Annotated in this window: 19 protein-coding genes and 1 pseudogene; 6 read left to right on the top strand and 14 right to left on the bottom strand. The window is 73.5% G+C overall.

Annotated features, from left to right (window positions below; genetic code table 11):
- The first annotated feature begins 5 nt into the window (after positions 1–5).
- Both VNG13_04655 and VNG13_04650 read left to right on the top strand, forming a co-directional pair.
- Positions 6–1,676, top strand: coding sequence for a hypothetical protein (locus VNG13_04655; protein ID HVA59810.1), 1,671 nt, complete (start codon positions 6–8; stop codon positions 1,674–1,676).
- The gene (locus tag VNG13_04650; GenBank protein ID HVA59809.1) at positions 1,673–3,880 is read left to right on the top strand and encodes a PKD domain-containing protein; all 2,208 of its coding nucleotides are present in this window, start codon (positions 1,673–1,675) and stop codon (positions 3,878–3,880) included. The genes VNG13_04655 and VNG13_04650 overlap by 4 nt, the downstream gene beginning before the upstream one ends.
- Before the next feature lie 115 nt (positions 3,881–3,995).
- Here VNG13_04650 and VNG13_04645 read toward each other — a convergent pair whose 3' ends face one another.
- From VNG13_04645 to VNG13_04630, 4 genes and pseudogenes are all read right to left on the bottom strand, one after another.
- Positions 3,996–4,190 carry a type II toxin-antitoxin system RelE/ParE family toxin gene (locus VNG13_04645; GenBank protein HVA59808.1) on the bottom strand — a complete coding sequence of 65 codons (195 nt, stop codon included), beginning with the start codon at positions 4,188–4,190 and terminating at the stop codon, positions 3,996–3,998.
- Positions 4,191–4,363: 173 nt separating this feature from the next.
- Positions 4,364–4,579: pseudogene (locus tag VNG13_04640) on the bottom strand (type II toxin-antitoxin system Phd/YefM family antitoxin).
- Between the two features lie 234 nt (positions 4,580–4,813).
- The gene (locus VNG13_04635) at positions 4,814–5,113 is read right to left on the bottom strand and encodes a hypothetical protein (protein ID HVA59807.1); all 300 of its coding nucleotides are present in this window, start codon (positions 5,111–5,113) and stop codon (positions 4,814–4,816) included.
- Positions 5,114–5,147: 34 nt separating this feature from the next.
- Positions 5,148–5,525: a DUF202 domain-containing protein gene (locus VNG13_04630; protein ID HVA59806.1), complete on the bottom strand. Its 378-nt coding sequence runs from the start codon at positions 5,523–5,525 to the stop codon at positions 5,148–5,150.
- A 136-nt stretch (positions 5,526–5,661) separates the two neighbouring features.
- Between VNG13_04630 and VNG13_04625 the strand changes: the two genes are divergently transcribed.
- Complete coding sequence (locus VNG13_04625; GenBank protein HVA59805.1) at positions 5,662–7,125, top strand: sugar transferase; 1,464 nt, start codon at positions 5,662–5,664, stop codon at positions 7,123–7,125.
- Here VNG13_04625 and VNG13_04620 read toward each other — a convergent pair.
- The 3 genes from VNG13_04620 to wecB are packed head-to-tail and all read right to left on the bottom strand — an operon-like array spanning position 7,122 to position 9,975.
- A complete protein-coding gene (locus tag VNG13_04620; GenBank protein ID HVA59804.1) occupies positions 7,122–7,544 on the bottom strand; it encodes a peptidoglycan-binding domain-containing protein in 423 nt (140 codons plus the stop codon). The two genes, VNG13_04625 and VNG13_04620, sit on opposite strands and share 4 nt — an antisense overlap.
- Positions 7,545–7,546: 2 nt before the next feature.
- The gene (gene cysC, locus VNG13_04615) at positions 7,547–8,815 is read right to left on the bottom strand and encodes an adenylyl-sulfate kinase (GenBank protein HVA59803.1); all 1,269 of its coding nucleotides are present in this window, start codon (positions 8,813–8,815) and stop codon (positions 7,547–7,549) included.
- A 35-nt stretch (positions 8,816–8,850) separates the two neighbouring features.
- The gene (gene wecB, locus VNG13_04610; GenBank protein HVA59802.1) at positions 8,851–9,975 is read right to left on the bottom strand and encodes a UDP-N-acetylglucosamine 2-epimerase (non-hydrolyzing); all 1,125 of its coding nucleotides are present in this window, start codon (positions 9,973–9,975) and stop codon (positions 8,851–8,853) included.
- 159 nt (positions 9,976–10,134) lie between these two features.
- Here wecB and VNG13_04605 point away from each other — a divergent pair, with 159 nt between their 5' ends.
- Both VNG13_04605 and VNG13_04600 read left to right on the top strand, forming a co-directional pair.
- Positions 10,135–10,941 (top strand): WecB/TagA/CpsF family glycosyltransferase, encoded by an 807-nt coding sequence (locus VNG13_04605; GenBank protein HVA59801.1) that lies wholly within the window; start codon positions 10,135–10,137, stop codon positions 10,939–10,941.
- Positions 10,941–11,912: a glycosyltransferase gene (locus VNG13_04600; protein ID HVA59800.1), complete on the top strand. Its 972-nt coding sequence runs from the start codon at positions 10,941–10,943 to the stop codon at positions 11,910–11,912. Before VNG13_04605 ends, VNG13_04600 begins: the two co-directional genes overlap by 1 nt.
- Here the strand turns inward: VNG13_04600 and VNG13_04595 are convergent.
- From VNG13_04595 to VNG13_04575, 5 genes are all read right to left on the bottom strand, one after another.
- Positions 11,893–13,935, bottom strand: a complete 2,043-nt coding sequence (locus VNG13_04595; protein HVA59799.1) for a glycosyltransferase — start codon at positions 13,933–13,935, stop codon at positions 11,893–11,895. The genes VNG13_04600 and VNG13_04595 overlap by 20 nt on opposite strands.
- A gap of 13 nt (positions 13,936–13,948) precedes the next feature.
- Complete coding sequence (locus tag VNG13_04590; protein ID HVA59798.1) at positions 13,949–14,953, bottom strand: GDP-mannose 4,6-dehydratase; 1,005 nt, start codon at positions 14,951–14,953, stop codon at positions 13,949–13,951.
- Positions 14,954–15,053: 100 nt separating this feature from the next.
- Positions 15,054–15,302 carry a hypothetical protein gene (locus VNG13_04585; protein HVA59797.1) on the bottom strand — a complete coding sequence of 83 codons (249 nt, stop codon included), beginning with the start codon at positions 15,300–15,302 and terminating at the stop codon, positions 15,054–15,056.
- 75 nt (positions 15,303–15,377) lie between these two features.
- Complete coding sequence (locus VNG13_04580) at positions 15,378–16,508, bottom strand: glycosyltransferase (GenBank protein ID HVA59796.1); 1,131 nt, start codon at positions 16,506–16,508, stop codon at positions 15,378–15,380.
- A 4-nt stretch (positions 16,509–16,512) separates the two neighbouring features.
- Positions 16,513–17,634 (bottom strand): glycosyltransferase, encoded by a 1,122-nt coding sequence (locus VNG13_04575; protein ID HVA59795.1) that lies wholly within the window; start codon positions 17,632–17,634, stop codon positions 16,513–16,515.
- Between the two features lie 42 nt (positions 17,635–17,676).
- On the opposite strand from VNG13_04575, the gene VNG13_04570 reads away from it, so the two are divergent.
- The gene (locus tag VNG13_04570; GenBank protein ID HVA59794.1) at positions 17,677–19,329 is read left to right on the top strand and encodes an AarF/UbiB family protein; all 1,653 of its coding nucleotides are present in this window, start codon (positions 17,677–17,679) and stop codon (positions 19,327–19,329) included.
- A 493-nt stretch (positions 19,330–19,822) separates the two neighbouring features.
- Here VNG13_04570 and VNG13_04565 read toward each other — a convergent pair whose 3' ends face one another.
- Together VNG13_04565 and VNG13_04560 are read right to left on the bottom strand one after the other, a co-directional pair.
- On the bottom strand, positions 19,823–21,124 hold the full coding sequence (locus tag VNG13_04565) for a DUF4143 domain-containing protein (protein HVA59793.1): 1,302 nt from the start codon (positions 21,122–21,124) through the stop codon (positions 19,823–19,825).
- A gap of 374 nt (positions 21,125–21,498) precedes the next feature.
- Positions 21,499–21,825, bottom strand: coding sequence for a helix-turn-helix transcriptional regulator (locus VNG13_04560; protein ID HVA59792.1), 327 nt, complete (start codon positions 21,823–21,825; stop codon positions 21,499–21,501).
- Between the last annotated feature and the right edge of the window lie 270 nt (positions 21,826–22,095).

Here is a 22,095-nt window from a genome sequence, read left to right as displayed (position 1 = left end):
GCAACGTGGATGAGTCGGTGGTAATGGCGAACGACTGGCCCCGGCCCGCTCGGCGCAGATGGCTGCTGCTGGTCGTCGCGTCGGCGGTGATGATCTCGCCGCTGGGCCTGGTTCCCGCACACGCGGCCGGGCATCCCGCGATCAGCCGGGCCGGTCGGGACGCTTCAGCACCGGAAGGGCTCTCGTTGCCGCTGGTGGCGGACGGTCGTCGAACCTGGTTCCTGGTCGGAACCGGGGCGGTGGACATCATGCCGACCACGCCGGTCACGATGGCCGCCTACGGGACCTACCGGGTTAGCACCGGCTCCCAGCCGGGCCACCCGCTGATGGCCCGCTCGATCGCCATCTCCTCCGCCGACGGGTCGATGGCCCACACGGTGGTGCTGACCGAGCTCGACCTTCAGGGCTACTTCATCGCCTACAAGGAGGATCCGCTCGGGCAGCCGGGATATTTCGGGACGGACGGCATCCGGGCCCAGGTGCAGCAGGACACCGGACTCGATCCCGAGCATGTGATTGTGGGCACGACCCACACCCATGACTCGCCGGACACCATCGGCATCTGGGGCGGCGGCGACGATCCCCGCAACGAGGCGTACCTGGCGGTCGTGCGAGCCGGTGCCATCAAGTCGATCGAGGAGGCGCTCAGCAGCCGTCGCCGGGCGACCCTGGTGGTCGGCCGGGCCGACGGTCGCCTATACCAAGACACCGTCGGGCAGGTCCGGGGGAACCCCGCTACCTACCCGATGGACCGGATGGTCCGGGTGCTGCAGGCCCGCGACCAGGAAGGCCGGGTGGTGGCCACCCTGGTGAACTACGCAGTCCACCCGACCGTGGTCGGCCAAATCACCACGCTGACCCCCGACTGGCCCGGCGAGGTGGCCCAGGACCTGGATGCGCGCTATGGCGCCGGCACCACGATCGTCGCGCCCGGGGCGCTGGGCCGCACCTGGCCCACCATGCCACCGCCGCCGGCGGGTTCGACCTGGCAGACCGTCCTCGCGGACTACGCCCAGCTGGTCGTGGGTCGCGTGGATGCCGCGCTGAACCGGGTGCGTCCGGTGATCGACCCCACCGTTGCCGCGGTGGGCGCGAGATGGGTGCAGCCGATCACCAACCCGGTCATGCTGCCGCTGTTCTACACCAAGACCGCCGTCCCCGGCGTCGTCGGCGGGCTGATGCGCAGCGACCTTCCGCCGTACTCCTTGGGGGCTGCGGTCACCACCGACCTCAACGCGTTCCGGGTCGGGGACCTGTTCCTGGGTGGCGCCCCCGGCGAGGCCTACCCCGAGATCCAGGCGGAGCTGCAAGCCCGGGTCACCCCGCCCGGCGGGGACGTCTGCGGCGACCCGATGCACGTGTTCGCGCTCAGCCTCACCAACGATCAGATCGGCTACACCCCCACCCTGGACGAGTACGCCGTCGCCCTCGACTACACCGGGGACGAGGGCATCTTCACGCTGAACCCCAACATCGGGGACGACAACATCAACGCCCAACTCGCCAATGCCCGCCGGTTGGGCTTCAGCACCGGGCCGGACTACAACGGCGCCACCGCCGGTCCGGTCCTACCGCCGCCGAACCAGGACACCCCCGCCCCTCCCTACCAGGACCAGGCGGGCCCGGCGCCGCAGTGCCCGCCGGGATCGGATCCAGGAGAGGGGAGCGACCGGTGAGACACCGTGCCCTGCTTGCGGTTGCCGCCCTGCTGGCGACGGCCGGACCGGTGCTGCCCGCGCTCGCCGGGGCCGACCGACCGACCCATCCGGACGGTTCTGCGCCGGCGATCTTTCGGGTCGGCGCCGCGAGCGTCACGATCGATCCCGGCTACCCCCTTGCCATGGGTGGATACGGCCCCGGTCCCGCCAGCGGGACGATGACCCGGCACACCAACCCGCTGACCGGGCAGCCCGAGGACCTGACGGTGCGCGCGATCTCGATCCAGTCCGCGACCGGTGTCGTGGAGCTCGCGCGAGTCGATTCCCAGGGTTGGTTCGCCGGATACGAAGAGGGTCCCTACGGCATCAGCGACACGCGCCAGGCCGCGGCCAGTTTCCTGCAGACGCACGGCGTTCCCGGGGCAACCGAGGCCAACATCATCGTCTCGACCCTGCACGAGCATGCGACGCCGACCATCATGGGGGTCTGGGCTCCGCCCGCTCCCGCACTGCCTTACCTCGAGCAGGTCGCGGCCGCCACGCGGCAGGCCCTTGAGCAGGCTTTCCTGGCCGAGCGCCGCGCCACCATCACCTGGGGCAGGGGGGACGCCCCATGGCTGGCCTCCACCGTGATCGCGCGGGGCAATACCCAGGAGGGCTGGCCGCCGGACGGCTCGCTGTTCACGCTGTGGGCCCGGGACGCCAGCACCGGGGCCACCATCGCCACGTACGTCGTCCAGCCGGGCTACCCCAACATCGTCAAGGGCCCCAACGACCTGGTCTGCCCGGGGGGAGTAGCCGCGGCGGTGCTCAGCACCGACTTCCCCAGTTACACCCAGAATTACCTGGAGGCCCGCCTGGGCGGGGTGGCCATGGTGGCCGACGGGACGCTCGGGAGCCAGCCGGGTCCGATGCAGGACGACACCTCGATCAGCAAGGACCTGCCGCCGCAGACGGTTACGGTGAACGGCTCCCCGGTCAGCTGCCAGCAGGCGACCGCCTTCGACGATGCCATTCACATGGGCATCGTCGAAGGCAACCTGATCAGCGAGGCGTTGGCCTCGGGCCACTACCTGACCAGCCCGGTCGTGGCGGCGGCCGAACAGTACGTGCTGACCCCGGTGTACAACCCCGCGCTGATCGCCCTGCTGTTCGTGGCGCCGGTCGACGGCGGACAGCCCTGGGACCAGGCCGGGCTCGGCGACCAGCTCGCCTACCCGGTCGACCGTTCTTCGTCACCGCCCTACGCCGTCGGCGACGCGGTCGGCACCTGGGTCACCGGGATTCGGCTCGGAGACGTCCTGCTGCTCTCCGAACCGGGTGAGTTCTTCCCGAGCATCCACCAGGCGTGGGACGCCGGGATCAAGGGTGCGGCCGACGTGGTCGCAATCGGGATGGGCCAAGATCAGCTTGGCTACAACTATCCCGCGTATGCGTATCCCTCGACCCAATGGTCGGCGGACGAGCAACTGTTCAATCCCAGCCTCACGCTGGGGGACCAGGTGGTGACGGCGGGCGAGCAGGACGCGCAGGCGCTCGGCTTCCAGGTCGACTACACCAGCAACGCCGAGGTGACGGCCCTCGACAACGACTACACCCGCATCCTCCGGCCAGGGGTCCAGCTGATTCCCTTCCCGCAAAGTGGCGATCTGGACAGTTCCGGGAACTTCACCACCACGCTCCAGGGTTTCGCGACCGCGGCCCGCTTCGGCCCCAGCCCGACGACGATGGGCGCGATCAGCTGGACCTTCGGCGACGGGACCACCGGTACCAGTGGACACGCCAGCAACGACTACTTCACCCACACCTACCACCGGCCCGGCGTGTACTGGGTCACCGCCACCGCCACGGACAGCCGCGGGCAGCAGGACAGCGAAACGCTGCCCGTAACGGTGTATCCCGCCGTGCAGCCCTCGATCACCAGCAACGGCGACACGCTGACCGCACGGGTGACGGGCGGCAGCGGCCGGGTCTTGTTCTACCAGTGGACGATGCCGGACGGGACCTCGGCGTGGGGACCGACCGTGCAGGCGCCGTCAAGCGGAACGGTCACCCTCACCGTTGTCGACGGCACCGGTGACGTCGCGACTATCACGACCACGATCAATGCTTTCCCGGGCGCCACCCACGGGTGCGATCCGGCCCACGCGGGTGACGCCGCGCCCGGGTGCAGCGGCTGGGGGGAATCCCGGCACGGCCTGCCCGACTCCGCCACGTCGTGACCCATCCCGGCGGGGTCCGACGAGTCGCGGCCCGCGGGGACGCAACAACTCCCGGCGGGTTCCCCGCAGCGGGCCGTCTGGATCGACCGGTCGTGCGGATCAGCTTCCGGAGGTCCTAACGCTTGGGCCGGTAGATGTCGGCACGGTGGTCGATATCGAGGTTGTGCACGATTCTGCTGGTCTCGTCGATGCGGTAGATGATCCGATAGGTGCCGCGGCGGGCGCCGTGGCAGCCGGCGAGCGGACCAAACAACGGATTGCCGATGCGGTGCGGGCTGACTGCCAGTGCGCCGTCGCAGAACTCGAGCACCGCGGCGGCGACGGTTCCGGTAGCCGGCTCGAGATTGTTCGCCGAGCGGCAGGCTGGAATCGGAGGTCGTAGCGATCGTCGGACGCTCGGGTCACGCGCCGGTGGCGCCGACGGGCGAGTTCCCGCCGGACGGTGGCCAAGTCCACGCCGGGTTCGCCCCGCTCGAGCGCGCTGAGGCTTTCGGACACGCGCGCGACCGCCTCGGTATCGCCCAGGATCTCCAGGGTCATCTCGAGACCGTCGAGGTCATCGACCGAGAGCAGGACCGCTTCCGGTTCGCCGTTGCGGGTCAGGGTTATCCGCTCGTGTTGCTGGCGAACCCGCCGAGTGAGCTCGGACAGGTGGGTCTTCGCCTCGGACAGCGGGACCGGCGTAGATGCTGCGCTCATCGGCTGCGTCCTAGTCCAGATAGGTTGAAAGTTAGACCATCAGCTCGCTCCGGCTCACAATCTGTAGCAGGTCCGATGCCAGAGCAGCGCAGGCCGTCGCAACGGTAGGGGGTTCTCCCACGCCCTCCTCGACTCGGCCGGCCATGGTCGACCCCAGCGCATCGGGCCCGGCGGCAAACAAGTCGCGCGAATAGATCGACGCCGACTCGGTAACGGCACCGGCAAGATCATCGTCTAGCAGTCCGGTGAGAGACGCGCCGAGGACGGCCGTGTCCACGGCACGAGAAGCCGATAGGCGTTCTTGGCAAGCAGGACGTTCGCGCCCGCATCGACTTCGCGCAGGCCCAGGCGCTCGGCGAACGCGGGCGGATCATTCGCGTAGATCATCGCGTTGCGCGCCGGAGCATACGGCGCCCATCGCTTTGCGGCGAGCGTGCCCGTTACGGCATAGCGGAGGTCTGATCCCATGGCTTCGGTCGAGAGTCGGCCCATGAGGTCCGGCAAGCCCGGCGCGAATCGGCTGGCCGCCGTCACGGATCGGCTTCCGGCTCCTCGGGCGAGGCCGCGCTCACGCTGAGCCGGTGACGGCGAGGAGCACCACCAGCACCGCGCTCGCACCGAGGCACGCGCCGACCGAGACCCCCACCGGCCACGCGGGAACCGGCCGGTTCGCGGATCCCGTGCGGCGGTCGATGTGCCCGGCGACCCGGCGATGCTCCAGATAGCCGACGACCATCAGCGCGGCGCCGGCCGCGACGAGCAGGATCCCGACCACCCCGGAAAGACCGCTGTGCGGCACGCCGGTGCGGGCGAACTCGCGCAGGAACACCCCGAACTTCGCCACAACGAAGCCCAGCCCGGCGAGCGCGATGCCGGTCCGCAGCCACGCCAGGTAGGTGCGGTCGTTGGCCAGCCGGTCGCTGAGGTGCTCGTCGCCGTCGCCCACGGTGGGCAGCCTACGAGTCGCGGGGCAGTGGCCGGGAGACTCACCTCGGTTCCCAGCCTGCCCCGCGTTCCGTACGATCTGCGGGTAAGCCGACGTCACGCGGTTGGGCAGGGTGCCAGTGCCGACGACACAGTTCGTGGCCACGCGCGGCAGGCCCACGTCCGACGTCGAGCCGGGCGGGGCCACCCGACCGTCCCGGTGGGGCCGTCGGTACCGGGCGGCGCTCGTCGCGGCGGACCTGCTGGTGGTGCTCGCGGCTGCGGCCGTCGCTATCGGGGCCCGGTTCGGGCTGCAGGCTCACGTTTCGGTGAAAGGCATCCCCTACCTCGGGGTGTCCTGCGCGCTCGCTCCGGTGTGGGTGGCCATGCTGGCGCTGAGCGGCGCCTACGACGTGCGCCACCTCGGGACCGGGTCGGTCGAGTTCAAGCGGGTGATCAACGCCTCGGTGCGGATGGTGGCCCTGATCGCCGGGGTCGCGTTCGCCCTCAAGTTCTACATCGCCCGCGGCTACCTGGCCTACGCGCTACCGCTGGGTGTCCTGCTGCTCCTCCTCGACCGCTACCTCGCGCGGCGGGTGCTGCACCGCTACCGGGCGGTCGGCCGGTGCGTGCACCGGGTCGTGGCGGTCGGCGATCCGCCCTCCGTCCTCGAGCTGTACCGCCAGGTCCAGCGGGAGCCCTACGCCGGGTTCGTGATCGTGGCGGCCTGCGTGCCCGACGCCGCGTCCGACCTGCTCGACGGCCTTGGGATTCCGATCGTCGGTTCGCTGGCGAACGTGCGGGCCGCCGTCGCGGCGGTCCACGCCGACACGGTGGCGGTCACCGCCGGGCCGCACGTGTCCTCCCTCGAGCTGCGCCGGCTGTCCTGGCAGCTCGAAGGATCCGGGACGAGCCTGGTGGTCGCCCCCCGGCTCACCGACGTCGCCGGCCCGCGGATCAGCATCCGCCCGGTGGCGGGCCTGCCGCTGCTGTACGTCGAGGAGCCCGACTTCTCCGGGCCGATCCCGACCGCGACGCGTTTCGTCGAGCGGGTCGCCGCCGGACTGTTTCTTCTGGTGTGCTCGCCGGTGCTCGGCCTGCTCGCGCTGGGCATCCGGGCGACGAGCCCCGGCCCGGCGCTGTTCCGCCAGCGCCGCGTCGGGCAGCACGGGGCGGCGTTCACCCTCTTCAAGCTGCGCACGATGTCGGCCGGCGCCGAATCGGACCTGGAGTCCCTCCAACACCGAAACGAGGCCGCCGACGGGCTGCTGTTCAAGATCCGCCAGGACCCCCGGGTGACCACCCTCGGGCGGTGGCTCCGCAAGTTCTCCATCGACGAGCTGCCCCAGCTGTGGAACGTGGTCAAGGGCGACATGGCCCTGGTCGGGCCGCGGCCGCCGCTGGCCAGCGAGGTGGAACGCTACGCCGACGACGTCCGGCGCCGCCTGCTCGTGAAACCCGGGATCACCGGGCTGTGGCAGGTCTCGGGAAGGTCGGACCTGTCCTGGGAGGACAGCGTCCGCCTCGACCTGTACTACGTGGAGAACTGGTCACCAGCGCTCGAGGTGCTGATCCTGTGGAAGACGCTGTTCGCCGTGCTCAGGGGTCGCGGCGCCTACTAGCGCAGCTGGGACAGCGCCGTCCAGGTGTACGGCCCCACGTTCCCGGTTCGCCCGATGCCGTGACTGCCCTGGAACTGCTTGACCGCGGTCACCGTCGCGGCGTCGAAGACGCCGGTCGCCGGGATGCCGAGCAGGTGCTGGACCACCGAGACGGCCGGCCCCCGGCTGCCGGGAACGAGGATCAGCTTCCGGTAGGGGGCGACCAGCGCCGCGGGGTTGGGCGCCGGCGTCGGCGACGCCGTGGCGGTGGGGCTGACCACCGTGACCGGGCGCGGCGGGGCCGACGGGGCGGGCGATACGACGACGGGTTCCGCCGCGAGGGTGCTCGCGACCGGCGGCGGGGCGTTCTCCAGCGAGTAGCCGGCCAGGGCGGACGCACCGACGAGTGCCAGCACGGCGAGCGGGCCGGTGAGGGGCACCGTCAGACGGTACCGAGCCCGGGTACCGAAAACGGGTCGCCGCGCCCGACCGGCACCGCGGCGAGGATCCGGTCGACTGCGTCCTCGACCGACCCGGTCCCCGCGTCGACGACCACGTCCGCGTCCGCCGGCGGCTCGAACGGGTCGGAGACGCCGGTGAACTCGGTGAGCTCGCCGCGGCGGGCCCGGGCGTAGAGGCCCTTGACGTCGCGCTGCTCGCAGACCTCCAGCGTGGTCGCCACGTGGACGAGGACGAACCTGCCCTCCCGCTCGACCATGGCCCGCACCGAGCGCCGCGGCCCGTCGTACGGGGCGATCAGTGCGCAGACCGCGACCCCCCCGTGCTTGGTCACCTCCGCCGCGACGAACCCGACCCGGCGGATGTTGGTCTCCCGGTCGGCGCGGGTGAAGCCCAGGCCGGCCGACAGGTGCGTGCGCACCACGTCGCCGTCGAGGAGGGTGACCGCCCGCCCGGCGTCGAGGAGCCGGTCGACCAGCGCCCGGGCGATGGTCGACTTGCCGGATCCGGACAGTCCGGTGAAGAAGAAGGTGAGCCCGGGGCGCGGTTCCGCCGGCCCGCGGCGGTCCAGCTCGGGGGCCGGTCGCAGCCGCAGGTCGGGGAGGAGCTCGCCGACGAACGCGACCGCGTGCGGGGGCAGGCTGACCTCGGTGGCGCCGGCGGAACGCGCGGCGAGGGCCTGGTGGGCGAGCTCGGCCGGGGTCCGGCCGGCCCACGGGGTGCGCAGCACGCGCACCCGATCCGGTCCGCAGGCCCGGCGGATCGTGGCCAGCCGGCGGTGCGCCCGGGCGTCGTCGAGGGGCGCCGGCCCGATGGCGAACTGCACGACCGACCCGGTCCGGGTGGCCGCGGCGGCGGCGGGATCGGTGTCCTCGGGCACTACGACGACGTGCGCGGCGCCCGGCCCGGCCGGCGGCCCGGCGCCCGGCACGCGCACCGGGCCCGCGATCCGGACCCGACCGTCGGGCAGCGGTTCGACGGCGCGCACCTCGACGGTGCCCAGCAGGCGCCCTTCGCCGTCCCGCAGCTCGGTGGTGACCCCGGCGGTGATCCCCGGTGATCCGGGGACCTCGCAGGTCGGTGGCACCGGGCAGGGCGTGCCGTCGCGCAGCCGGAAGCCGGCGGACACCGCGGCCACGTCCGGTCCGGCGAGGAAACCGTCGATCGGACCCCAGGCGCGCGCCCCGAGCAGCGCGACGATCGCCGCGAGCCGCTCGTCGCAGCCGACCGTCGGGCGCTCAGCGGCCGGCATCGGTGGCCTTCGCCGGGGTGGTCCGGGCGAGCACGCTAGCGGGCGGCCGGGGCTGCCGGCGCGGGCAGCCGGCCCTCCAGCAGCAGCTCGATCGCCTCGACCGACCGCTTCGACGCAGTCCCGTCGCCGTACGGGCAGGGCAGCTTGGCCAGCCGCGCCAGGGTCGCGTCGAGGTCGTCGAGGATGGCCCGCGCGCCGCCGCCGATCGCGCCCGGCTCGGCTCGCACGAGGGTCGCCACCCCGCCGAGGACCTCGGGCCGCTCGGTGGCGTTGCGGACGACGACGACCGGTCGCCCGAGCACGCTGGCCTCCTCCTGGATGCCGCCGGAGTCGGACACGAGCAGGGCGGCGTCGGCGACCAGGCCGAGAAATGTCGGGTAGGGCAGCGGCTCCAGCACCCGCAGCGCCCGCAGCCGGTCCTCCAGCCCGCGGCGGGCCACCTGGGCCCGGGTCCGCGGGTGCAGCGGCAGCACCACCGGCAGCGGCAGCGACGCCAGCTCGTCGAGGATGATCTCCAGCGTCGGCCCGTCGACGTTCTCCGGGCGGTGGAAGGTCGCGAGGATGTAGTTCTCGGCGACCAGCCCGTGCCGGTCCAGGTGGGCGGCCCGTTGCCGCGAGCTCGGCATCAGGTCGGTGGTGACCTCGACGACGGTGTTGCCGGTGAGCACGACCCGCTCGGCGGGGATGCCTTCGGCGAGCAGGTTGCCGACCGCGGTCTCCGACGGGGCGAGGCACAGGTCGGCGAGATGGTCCGCGAGCCGCCGGTTGTGCTCCTCGGGCATGCTGCGGTCGAAGCTGCGCAGGCCGGCCTCGACGTGCACCAGCGGAACCCCGGCCGCGTTGGCGGCCAGCGCCCCGGCCAGCGTGGAGTTCGTGTCGCCCTGGACGACGACCGCGCCCGGCCGTTCGGCGGCGAGCCGCTCGGCGAGCGCGGCGGTGGCGGCGCCGATCTGCGCGCCGCGGCTCAGGCCGCCGATCCCCAAGGTCACCGACGGTCGCCCGAAACCCAGGTCGGACAGGAAGGTCCCGGCCAGGGCGTCGTCGTAATGCTGTCCGGTGTGCAGCGTCCACGATCGGGAGCCCAGCCGGCGCACGATGCCGGCGAGTTTGACGATTTCCGGGCGGGTACCGAAGACCACGGCGACGTCGGGGGCCGGCACGGCAGCTCCCTCCGTTGTGAAATGTCCGATCCCGTCCGGTTCGGACGGGAGGCTAGGCTGGATCCGCATGGCGGGCGCGCGTACACAGCGTAAACGCGAGAAGCTTACGGATGTCTCGGGAACACGAGGGGCGACTGTGGACGGCGCCGCGGAGGTGGGATGGCGAGCTACGTAGCGGTCAGCGCCTCCCCGATCGTCACCCCGGCCGTCGCCACCCTCGACGGCCGGCCGCAGCTGTTCGACGTGCCGCTTGACCTGCTCGACCTGCCGGACACGCTGGACCGGCTCGACACGCTGGTCCGCTCCGGCGGCTCGCATGTGCACCTCGGGCTCAACGCGCACACCGTGCTCATGATTCGCGAGGACACCGAGCTGCGGGCCGCGCTGAAGGCCGCGACGATGTGCAGCCTGGACGGGATGTCGTGCGTGTGGACGGCCCGCCGGCTCGGCCTCGACGTGCCCGGTCGGGTGGCCGGGATCGACATCATGTCGGCGCTGCTCGGCCACGCCGAGACCGCCGGCTGGTCGGTGTACTTCCTCGGCGGCACCGCCCCCATCGTGGACCAACTGGCCGAGACCGTGACCGCCCGGCACCCGGCGTTGCGGGTCGCCGGCTGGCGGGACGGCTACTTCGCGCCGGCCGACGCCGACGACGTGGTCGCCGAGATCGCGGCGACCGAGCCCACCGTCGTGTTCCTCGGCATGCCGAGCCCGACCAAGGAGCTGTTCGCCGTCCGCCAGCGGGAGGCGCTCGGCGCGCCGCTCATCGTTGGGGTCGGCGGGTCCTTCGACGTGCTCTCCGGGGTGCGGCGCCGGGCCCCGGTGTGGATGCAACGCGCCGGGCTGGAATGGAGCTACCGGCTGTGGCAGGAGCCGCGCCGGATGGCCGGCCGATACCTGGTCGGCAACCCGCGGTTCGTCGCCCTGGCCGCCCGCGAGGTCCTGGTCCGTCGCCGCACCGGCTGATGCCCGGCCCGGCCGGCCGGCCGCTGTTCGTGTGCTGGACCCGCGGCCACGCGCGCAGCACCGCCCTGGCCGCCGCCCTCGACGCCGAGATCCTGTTCGTCGCCGACGCGATCCTGCGCCCGGTCAGCTCCCCGCTGCGCTACCTGCGCTCGACCTGGCGTACCTGGCGGGCGGTCCGCCGGTCGGCACCCGCCAGCCTCATCGTCATGGTGCCGCCGACCCCGGCGGCGGTCACCGGCTGGCTGCTGGCCCGGCGCCGGGGGATCCCGCTGGTCCTCGACCTGCACACCGGGGCGGTCAACGACCCGAAGTGGACCTGGTCGTGGCCGGCGGTCCGGGCCGTCGCCCGCCGGGCCCGGCTCACCGTGGTCACCACCGAGCGGCTCGCCGAGCACCTGCGGGCCCAGGGCATCCGGGTGTCGGCCGTGCACGACCCGCCGCTCGCCGCGACCCCGGCGGGGCGCGCGCACGCCCGGCCCACCGTCGTGGTCGCCGCCGGCTGGAACAACGACGAGCCGGTCGCCGCGCTCGCCGACGCCGCCCGGCGGCTCGACGGGATCCGGATCCTGGTCACCGGCGCCCCGCCCCCGGCCGCGCGGGACGCCCTCGCCGGCCTGGTCGAGCTCACCGGCTGGCTCGCCGAGCCCGACTACCTGGCGCAGATCGCCGGCGCCGACGTCGTCGTCGCCCTGACCACCCGGGAACTCACCATGCAGCGCGGCGGCTACGAGGCGCTGGACTGCCACCGGCCGCTGGTGACCAGCGACACCGCGGTGCTCCGCGACTTCTTCGGGCCGGCCGCCGTCTACACCACCGCCGACGGCGCCGGGATCGCCGCCGCGGTCACCGAGGCGCTTCGCCGGCCGGCGGAGCTGTCCGCGGCGATGGCCGCGCTGCACGCCGAACGTCTGGCTGCCTGGCCGGGGGAGCTCGCGGCGCTGACCGCGGCGCTCAGCGGGCGAGATCGGTGACGGTGTCGACCAGCGGGCGCAGCGTCCGGTCCCAGGTGTAGCGGTCTTCGACCAGCCGGCGGCCGGCGTCGGCGAGCGCCGCCCGGGTCCCCGGCTCGTCGAGCAGGGCGTCGACGGCCGCGGCGAAAGCGGCCGGCTCGTCGGCCACCCTGGCCGCCGCGCCGTCGAGCCCGGCGACGCCGACGCTCGTCGAGACCACCGGCACGCCGGCCGCGAACGCCTCGAGCACCTTGAGCCGGGTGCCGCCCCCGGTGCGCAGCGGCACCAGCAGCATCGCCGCCTGCGCCCACTCCGGGGTGAGGTCGTCGACGACACCGGCCGCCTCGACACCCGAACCGGGCGGCGGCTTGCCGCCGCCGACGTGGCGGATCGTCACCGGCTGGCGGAGCAGCGGGACCACGTTACGCAGCAGCCAGGCGAGCCCCTCCGCGTTCGGCGGGTAGCCGAGATCCCCGAGGAGCAGCAGCCGGGCGCCCCCCGGGTCCGGTCGCGCGCGCTCCGGCAGGTCGGCGCCGTTCGGCGCGAGCACCAGCCGGGCGGCCGGGGCGAGCCGGCGGTAGCTGTCCGCGTCGGCCGCGGAGACCACCGCCGCGGCGGCGTAGCCGGGCAGCTCGCGGCGGGCCCAGCCGCGCAGCCGCCCGGCGTCGACCCGCCAGCGCAGGCCGGGCAGGTCGGCGAACAGGTCGTGCTCGGCGTTGTGCAGGTCGAGCACGGTCATTGCCGGTCCGACCACGCCGCGGCACACCGCGGTGCCGCCGATCTCGTGGGTGAGCACGACCCGCGGCTGGTGCAGCGCCAGGGCCCGGCGCAGCGCGGTCCGCACGTTGCGTCGCCGGTAGAACCCGGCGAACAGCGGCCGGCGCCCCGGCAGCGCCGCGGCGATCGCCAGCGCGGAGCGCCAGCGGCTCGGCGAGCGGCGGACCGCCCACACCGGGAATCCGCCCGGCGGGTCCAGCGCGGCGGGGTCGCGCACCGCGGCGAGCACCGCCAGGTCGGCGCGTCCGGCGAGCTGGCGGCTGAGGGCGCCGAGCCGGCGCTGGGCTCCGGTCCGGGCCGGCCAGGGTGCTTCGACGGCGACGAGCAGCACCCGGGGGTGACCAGGGCGGGCCGGGGCGGGGGGCGCGAGGTGCAGCGCCGCCCGCCAGGCCCGGGTCTCCGCCCGGTCGAGCCGACCGGTCAGCCCGGCGAGATACCACCAGCCGCCGGCGATGCGCCGGTAGGCGAGCGCGGCGGGCCGTCCCCGGTGCCGGCGCAGATAGCGGACGGTGGAGGCGACGTAGTGCACCCGACCGGCGCCGGGCAGGGCCGCCCGGCTGGCGCCTTCCGAATGCACCGCCCGGGCGCCGGCGCACAGCTCGACGCCGTGCCCGGCCGCGCGCAGCCGCTCGGCCAGGTCGAGCTCCTCGAAGAACAGGAAGAACCCCGGGTCGAAGCCGCCGACCGCGCGGAACGCGTCGGCCCGGACGAGCAGGCACGCCCCCTCGACGTAGCCGACCGGACCGGAGGCGGCCCGCCCCGGCGGGTGGCGGCGGTCCGGGGTGAACCGGGCCAGCCGGCGCGGCAGCGCGTAACGCAGCTCGCTGGCCAGCGTGGCCCGCTCGCCGGAGGAGGTCAGGGGGGTCCCGTCCGGGGCGAACAGGCGGGGCGCGACCAGCCCGGTGCCGTCGCGCCGGTCGAGGTAGCGCACCAGCGCTTCGAGGTTGGCGGCGTCGATCCGGGCGTCCGGGTTGAGCAAGCACAGCAGCCGGGCGTCCGGCAGCGCCGCCGCGCCGGCCATCGCGCCGGCGCCGAAGCCGACGTTGCGGGCCAGCCGCACGACCCGCACCCCGCCGCACCCGGCGACGGCCGCGGCGGTGTCGTCGGGGGAGGCGTTGTCGACGACGACGACACCGTGCAACCGGCCGACCGGCAACGCCCGCAGGCAGGCCGGCAGCGTGGCGGCCGAGGCGTACGCGACGACGACGACGCCCACCCCGGCCAGCCCGTCGCTCGCCCGCTCCGGGCCGGTGGGACTGCCTGCCACGACGTCTCCGCAGCTACTCGACGAGTCGCGGCGACGTGGCGAGCAGCGCGCGCTCGGCCGCCAGGTCCGCGTCGACCATCATCGCGATGAGCTCGCGGAAAGCCACCGTCGGTTCCCATCCCAGCTCCGCCCGGGCCTTCCCGGCGTCCCCGACGAGCAGCTCGACCTCGGCGGGACGGAACAGGCACGGGTCCTGGCGGACGAACGGGCCCCAGTCCTCGATGCCGACCCGGGCGAACGCGACGTCGATGAGATCGCGGATCGAGTGGGTGACACCGGTGGCCACGACGAAATCCCCGGGGGCGGGTTGCTGGAGCATCGACCACATCGCGGCGACGTAGTCGCCGGCGAACCCCCAGTCCCGGCGGCCGTCGAGGTTCCCCAGACTGATCGTCGAGTCCAGACCGAGGGCGATCCGGGCCACCCCGCGGCTCACCTTGCGGGTGACGAACTCGGTCGGGCGCCGCGGGCTCTCGTGGTTGAACAGGATCCCGCAGGAGGCGAACATCCCGTAGGACTCGCGGTAGTTCAGGGCCATGTAATGCCCGTAGGTCTTGGCCACCCCGTACGGGGACCGCGGGTGGAACGGCGTCGTCTCGACCTGCGGCACTTCGCGGGCCTTCCCGAACATCTCCGAGCTGGACGCCTGGTAGCACCGGACCCGGCCGGGGTCGTTCCCGAAGACCACGCGAACCGCCTCGAGGACCCGCAGGGCTCCCATCCCGGTGACGTCGCCGATCAGCTCCGCCCGCCGCCACGAGGTTCCGACGAAGCTCACCGCCCCGAGGTTGTACACCTCGTCGGGCTGGGCGACCTCCATCGCGCCGATCAGGCTCGGCAGGTCGCGCAGATCCCCCTCGACGAGCCGGACCTGCGGGACCAGCCGCTCGACGTTCGCGAGCTTCGGGTTGCCCTGCCCGCGGACCAGGCCGAACACGTCGTAGCCCTTCGCGACGAGGAGCTCCGCGAGGTACAGCCCGTCCTGCCCGGTGATCCCGGTGACCAGCGCCCTAGGCATCCGCGGCCGGCCGAGGCCCAGCACACCCGCACACGACGGACTCCCGGTCTTCCGTGCCCGACGGCGCGGGCGGTCACGACACGCTAGCGGCCCGCCGGGGTCAGCGCCCGGTCGGCCGGGCCGCCCGGTTCGCCGCCGCCTTGCCGCGCGTCCGGCGGGCGTGGGTGGGGTCCGCGGGGTAGGCCGGGGCGGCGCTGGTCGCGCGGGCGTAGCGCCAGGTCCAGCGTCGGCTTTCGACCCAGCTCAGGGCCACCCCGAGGTAGCCCATGGTGGCGACGCCGGAGGCGGCCCCGACCCGCAGGGCGAGCCGGCTGGAGCGGCGGAGGGCGGTCTGGGGGGAAGTAGCCATGCCCCAGGCATACCAGCTCCCCGGGCTGCGGCAGGCAAACATTGGGTGAACTCATCGGCAACCGGGGCGCGCGGGTCACCCGCCGGGCAGCTCGGCGCACACCCCGACGAAGCGCGCGGCCAGGCTCGGCCACGCGTAGCGTTCGGCGACCCGCCGGCCCCCCGAGCCGAGCGCACCGGCGAGCCCCGGGTCGGCGCGCAGCCGGGTCAGCGCCGCCGCGAAGTCGACCGGCCGGTCGGCGAGCAGCACCCCCTCGGCGTCGGGGATCCCCTCGACGCCCTTCGTGGTCGACACGACCGGACGGGCCCAGGCCAGCGCCTCGAGCACCTTGAGCCGGCTGCCGGAACCGGCGTGCAGGGGCACGACGACGCACCCGGCGCCGGCGAGGTGCGGCCCGACGTCGGGGACCTCGCCGACGACCCGCAGCGCGGGATGGCGGGCCAGCGAGCCGAGGGCCGCCGGGCCGCCCCGGCCGACGACGGTGACCGGCCGCCGGTCGGGCCCGAGCAGCGGCCAGACCGCCTCGGCGAACCAGGCCAGCCCGTCGCGGTTCGGCGGGTAGTCGAGGCTGCCGACGAACAGCGGATCCGCTCCCGGCGGCGGGGGCGGCGGGTTCGCCGGAAGGTCGGTGCCGTTCGCGATCACCGTGGCGGCCCCGGCCCCGACCAGTGCCGCGTCGATCTCGCTGACCACGACGGTGCGGGCCCGCGGGTCGCCGGCGGCGGCCCGTTCGAGCCGGCGCATCCGGGCGATGTCCCAGCGCCGCTCGACCCGCCGCCACCGGCCGGCCGGCGCCGGCAGGCTGGCCAGCCGGGCGGCCTCGGCGTTCTGTAGGTGGAAGACGTAGGGACCGAGCAGCGGCCGGTAGGGGGCCAGCGCGGAGTGCTCGACGACGGTGAGCCGGCCGGCCTGAAGCCCGCGGACCAGGCGGACCGCGGCCGGGTGCCAGCAGCGGGCGGTCGGCACGGGCCAGCCGTGTCGCGCGGCGACCGGGCGGTTGACCGGGGCCCGCAGGGTCGGGAACCAGCGGACCGAGGCGGCGCCGGTGGCTGCGGCGAGGGCGTCGGCGTCGACCTCGTCGCCGATCACGACGAGGTCGACCGGGGTCGCGGAGGCCAGCGCGGCGAGCAGCCGCTGGGTGCGGATCGTCCCGCCGGAGCGGGGTTGGGGGCTCGCCTCGGAGGTCACCCAGACGACCGGCCGCACCCGGTCATCCCCCCGCGTGCCGGGCGAGCAGCCGGCGGGTGACGTCGTCCCAATCGCGGTCCGCGACCAGCTGGCGGGACCTGGCCGGGTCGGGCGGGGCCTGCGCCGCGGCGCGCACCGCGTCGGCCATCTCCGTGCCGCTGTCGACGACGGTCACCGCCGGCCCCCATCCGTTCACGCCGGCCACCCGGGAAGCCACCACCGGCAGGCCGGCGGCCAGGTACTCGAGCAGCTTGAGCGGCTCCATGCTGTCGGTGAACGCGTTCCGCCGGTGCGGGAGCAACCCGACCGCGGCGGCGGCGAGCAGTCCGGGGACCTGCTCGTGCGGCACCGGGCCCAGCCAGGTCCACGGTCCGGCGTCGAGCCGGGCGGTGAACTCCGGTCCGGCCGGACCGGCGAGCACGACCGGCAGCTCCGCGCCGAGCCGGCGGGCGGCGGCCTCCAGCATCCCCAGATCGACCCGGGACTGGATCGTTCCGACGTAGACCGCGAACGGGCGGTCCGGCAGCCCGGCGGGGGGCGGGCCGGGGTGGGCGAACGCGCCGCGGTCGACCCCGTTGCCGACGTGGGTGACGGCCAGGCCGAAGTCGGCCCACAGCCGCGCGACCAGCTCTCCCGAGTTCGCGGTCACCGCATCGAGGCCGGCGGCCCGCCGGTAACCGTCGCCGACCCGGCCGGCCAGGTGGGCCACCCCGTCGTAGCAGCGCCAGTCGTCTTCGGCGTCGAAGCCGCGCCGGTCGACGTCGAGATGGGCCAGCACCGGCACCCACAGCGGGCTCGCCGAGATGGCGATCCGCCGACCCGCCGCCGGGCCGAGCGCCGCGGCGATGGCTCGGCCGACCCTCGCCCAGCCGACCCGATCGACCGGCCTGGGCCGGTCGCCACCCGGGACGGTGGCGTCGAGCACCCGGAACCCGGTGGCGTCCCGACCCAGCTCCCGGACCAGCGGGAACCTCGGGTCGAGCATCGCCCGGCGCCGGAAGTGCGGGAAGTCGACGACGGTGACCCGCTCGGCGAGGCCGAGCGAAAGCAGGCGGGGGGCGACGAACCGCCAGCGCAGTGCGGCCGTCTCCAGCTCCGCCCAGATCGCCCCGTGCAGGACGACGACATCGAGCCGGTCGTTCACCCGGCGACGGTAGCCTGCCGCCGGGCGGGGCATAGACCGAGCATGGCCCTCGCTTTGCACCCCGCCCACCTGCGCCGCTACCGGCAGATCGCCGGGCTGCTGCTCCGCCACGCCCGTCCTGGACTGGTCCGCGCGCAGGGTCTCGACCAGATCCTCGACGAGACCGACGCGCCGGGGCAGCAGGCCGACGCGGAGGCGCTCGCCAACGAGCTGGAGGCGATGGGGCCGACCTTCGTCAAGCTCGGGCAGCTGCTCGCGTCCCGGGTCGACCTGCTGCCGGGCACCTACATCGATGCGCTGGCCCGGCTCCAGGACGACGTCGCCCCGTTCGGCTTCGCCGAGGTCGAGGAGATCATCGAGACGGAGCTCGCGGTCCGGCTGTCCCGGGTCTTCGAGGACTTCGACCCGCAGCCGCTGGCGGCGGCCTCCCTCGGTCAGGTGCACCGCGCGACGCTGCGCGGGAACCGGCTGGTCGCGGTGAAGGTGCAGCGCCCCGGGATCCGCCGCCAGGTCGTTGAAGATCTCGAAGCGGTGGAGCAGATCGCGACTTTCCTCGACGAGCACACCGACCGCGGTCGACGTTATGCCCTTGCCGAACTGGTCACCCACTTCCGGGTGGCGATGCTCGGGGAGCTGGACTACCGGCGGGAGGCGGCGAACCTCGCCTCGATCGGCGAGATCCTCGCCGAGCATCCCCGGCTCGTCGTGCCGCGCTCCTACGACGACCTGTCGACCGGACGGGTGCTGACGATGGACTACATCGACGGCCGGAAGGTCACCGACATCTCCCCGCTCGGCCGGCTCGACCTCGACGGCGCCGGGCTCGCGGATGCGCTGTTTCGCGGGTACCTCACCCAGGTGCTCGCCGCGGGCGTCTTCCATGCCGACCCGCACCCCGGGAACGTGCTGGTCACCACCGACGGCCGGCTCGCCCTCATCGACCTCGGGCAGGTGGCGCGGATCGCCCCCGGGCTGCGGGAGCGGCTGGTCAAGATGTTCGTCGGGCTCGCCGACGGCCGCTCCGACGAGGTGGCCCGGATGCTCGCGCAGCTCGGCACCGAGCTGGACGACTACGACGAGGCGGCGTTCGGCCGGGCGGTTGCGGACATCGTGGCGCGCGTCGCCGTGTCCGGGGGCCCGTCGCTTCCGGCCGGCACCGCGGTCCTCGAGCTGGCCCGGGCCTCCGCGGAGGCCGGGTTGCGACCGGCCCCGGAGCTGTCCATGCTCGGGAAGGTGCTGCTGAACCTCGACCAGGTCGCGGTCACCCTCGACCCGGACTTCGCGCCGGAGGTGGCGCTGCGCAAGCACACCGCCGAGATCCTCACCCAGGGGATGAAGACCACCCCGAGCCGCCTGCTCGGCGGCCTGCTCGAGACCCGGGAGTTCGCCGAGGCCCTCCCCGGCCGGGTCAACCGGGCGATGGACGCCCTCGGCAGCGGGCACTTCGAGCTGCGGGTGCAGGCGTTCGACGAGGTCGAGTTCCTCAAGGGGCTGCACAAGCTGGCGAACGTCGCGGCCGCCGGGCTGGTGCTCGCCGCGATCATCCTGGGGACGGCGGTGCTCGCCCGGACCACCGGCGGGCGGACCTCGAGCATCGCGCTCGGCGTGTTCATCGGGGCCGCGTTGTGCGGGCTGGCGCTGATCGCCCGGGTCGTGCTCTCCAGCCGCAACGTGCGGCCGAGTCGGCGGCGTTGAGGGGGCAGTCCCCGGGTCGGGCCGGGCTGGGCCGGGCCGGGCGGGGCGGGGCGGACGCCGGACGCCGAGTGGGGCGGACGCCGGACGCCGAGTGGGCGAATCGGCTGATCGCCCAGGCTCCGAGTGGGCGGTTTGCCCCGGCACGAACGCCCACTCACCGCGCGGAAGGGGGCACGGGGAGGGGCGGGTCCGGGGGTGTCGGCCCATCCGCCAGCTTGGGAACGGCAGGTGTGAGTAAACGACCGCGCCGTTGATCGGAGCGCTCCCCGGGTCGACAGCATCCTCGAACCGGAGGCCGGCTGAGCGTTATGTGATCTTGAAGGTAGCTTTCGAGCAGACCCGCAAAGACGATCACGTTTTGGCCCCCCACTTCTGCGGTGCTGCTCCTTGCCGAATCCGCCCCACCTGGGGGCGTCGTCGTATCGGGAGTGCGGGAGGTAGCGCCGGCGGGCGAGGTGGACCCGCAGGGACGTTGGCCCTGCCGGCAGGGTTGTCAGGGGCCGAGCACGCCGAGGGGCAGGACCGCTATCCCGTCGGAGCGGCGGTAGGCGTGCGAGCCCGTCGTGACGACTGCGGCGTCGAGGAGTTGGTCACCGATGACGTTTCGGAGCCAGCGGAGGTGTCGGACGTCCCGGTCGCTCACCGTCGCGGACAGCTTCGTCTCGATGGCTAGCACCCGGCCGTCGTTGCGTTCGACGATCAGGTCTACCTCGTGATCACCGTCGCGGGTCCGCAGGTGCGCGACGCGAGCATCTGCTGCCTGGGCGAAGACCCGCACCGACAGGGCGGTCAGCGACTCGAACAAGGCGCCAAGGAACGTTCCGTTCCGCGGGATCGCGACTGCCCCGCCCCGCCCGCGGAGCAAGTCGGCTCGGCTGACGTCCGCGAGCCGGCAGGCAAGCGCAGGGTCGGCGAGGTGGTGCTTGGCCGCCTGCGCCAAGCGCTTGAAGCGGTTGTTCCCGGGCAGCCACGGGTCCACCTCGTCGAGGATGCGAAGCCGGGTCAACGCGTCGATATACGGAAGCGTCGTCGTTCTCGCGGGCTTGTCGTGCATCCCACCGGTTGCCGCGTTGCGGATCGTCTCCCATGAGCTGGTGGTCGCGGTCGCGGCGGCGTAGGCACGCAGCCATGCCCGGACGGTGGTGGGCCGGCGAACCTTCAGTCCGGCCTCCTCCAAGTCCGTATCCACGATGCGGTCCACGTAGCCGTCGAGCTGCGCTGTCAGCGCCCGACCGGCCAGGCCCTGGAAGCCGGGAAAGCCCGAGCCGAGTATGAGGTCTGTGTAGTTCGCCACGCGCACGGCCGAGGCGCCGGCTACCTCGGCGACCTCACCGGCGAGCAGCGTCCGCAAGCTCACCGACGGTCGCACCACACCGCGCTCGGGGAGCGTGAGCGGGCGGAGTCGCAGTGCGCTGATCCGCCCGGCGCCAGAGTGCGTGCCGCCGGACGGAGCGGAACCGGTGAGGAGGTACTGCCCACCGAGCGGGGACGCGTCGACCGCGCGCCTGACCGCCTCCCAGACCGCGGGCACCCGTTGCCACTCGTCGATGAGCACGGGTCGGTCGCCCGTCAAGACCAGTTCACTGTCTGCCTCGGCGATCTCGCGTTCCTCCGGCCGGTCCAGCCGCCAGACGGTGCGAGCACGTTGGGACGCGGTGGCGGTCTTGCCCACGGCCTTGGGCCCGTCGAGGAGTACTGCAGGCAGCTGCGGGAGCAGCTCGTCCAGCTCGTCGTCGATAACGCGGGGCACGTACCCGGAGGTGAAATCAGCTGGAGGCAGCTGCGGGTGGGTCACCGGGGAGCTCCTTCATCGCGGTCAGGCCAGGGCGCAAGCCCCAGCAATCAGGCATGGACCCCTGGACGCTACGTTTCAAGGGAATAGTACGCTACTGATAGCGGATAGCTAAAGCTCCAGTGAGCGGTATCTCAACGCTACCATTAGCGGTTAGCGGTAGCACGGTGTCGGGCTCCGCCTGGGTCGGCACCGTGTGGAGCAGCCCCGCGTGAGCCGGCTCAGATTGTTCGCCGTGCTGGACGGCGTGATGTCGACGTCCTGAGTCGGCTGGCTCGACCCATGCACCAGCGCGGCGTAGCCGCCCACGAACACAAACTCGACTCCCTCGTCGACCAAGACCGCGAGCAGCCGCTCCGGATCCAACTCGTTGACCACTACCGGGCCGCGGCGAACCGGTCCTGCGCCCGACGCAGCCGACGACGCTGCGCCTCGCTCATCCGGGCCAGCTCCGCGTCCAACACGTCGTCGTGGCGGTCGTAGTCCTCGATCCGGGTCCGCAACTCCAGATCCGCCGCCGCCAACAACTTGGCCAGCAACGGCAGGGTCGGCTGCTGCCGGTAGGTCTCGATCCGCCCGATCGTGGACTGCGGCACGCTGGCGAGATCCGCGAGCTGCCGCTGGGTCAATCCGCGGCGCAGCCGGGCCAGCCGCAGCAAGTTGCCGGCTAACCGCTGACTCGCCTCCAGCCGGCTGGGACCCATCTCCGCCACGACTGTATGATAGCGCATTCGCTATCGAACGCGAGCGCCGGATAATCACGCCGGCACTCTGAGTGGATCAAGCTGTCGGTGCACGAGAGCGCGCCGTTATAGAGCGGGCGAAACGTCCCGTCCGGTGTCGCGGACCTCCCTGGTGCCGATCGCAGGCGCTACGGCCGGGTCAACACCCCCAACGCGACGGGCCATCCGGGACGGCTTCAGTCGCAACCAACCGTGGAATCCCCACCGCCACCGCGCCCTGCTTTCCCGGGA

It is taken from the genome of Mycobacteriales bacterium, assembly GCA_035533475.1.
GTDB lineage: Bacteria > Actinomycetota > Actinomycetes > DATLTS01 > DATLTS01 > DATLTS01.
The sequence above is the reverse complement of the archived record's forward strand: the minus strand, read 5'-3'. Positions and strand labels throughout refer to the sequence as shown.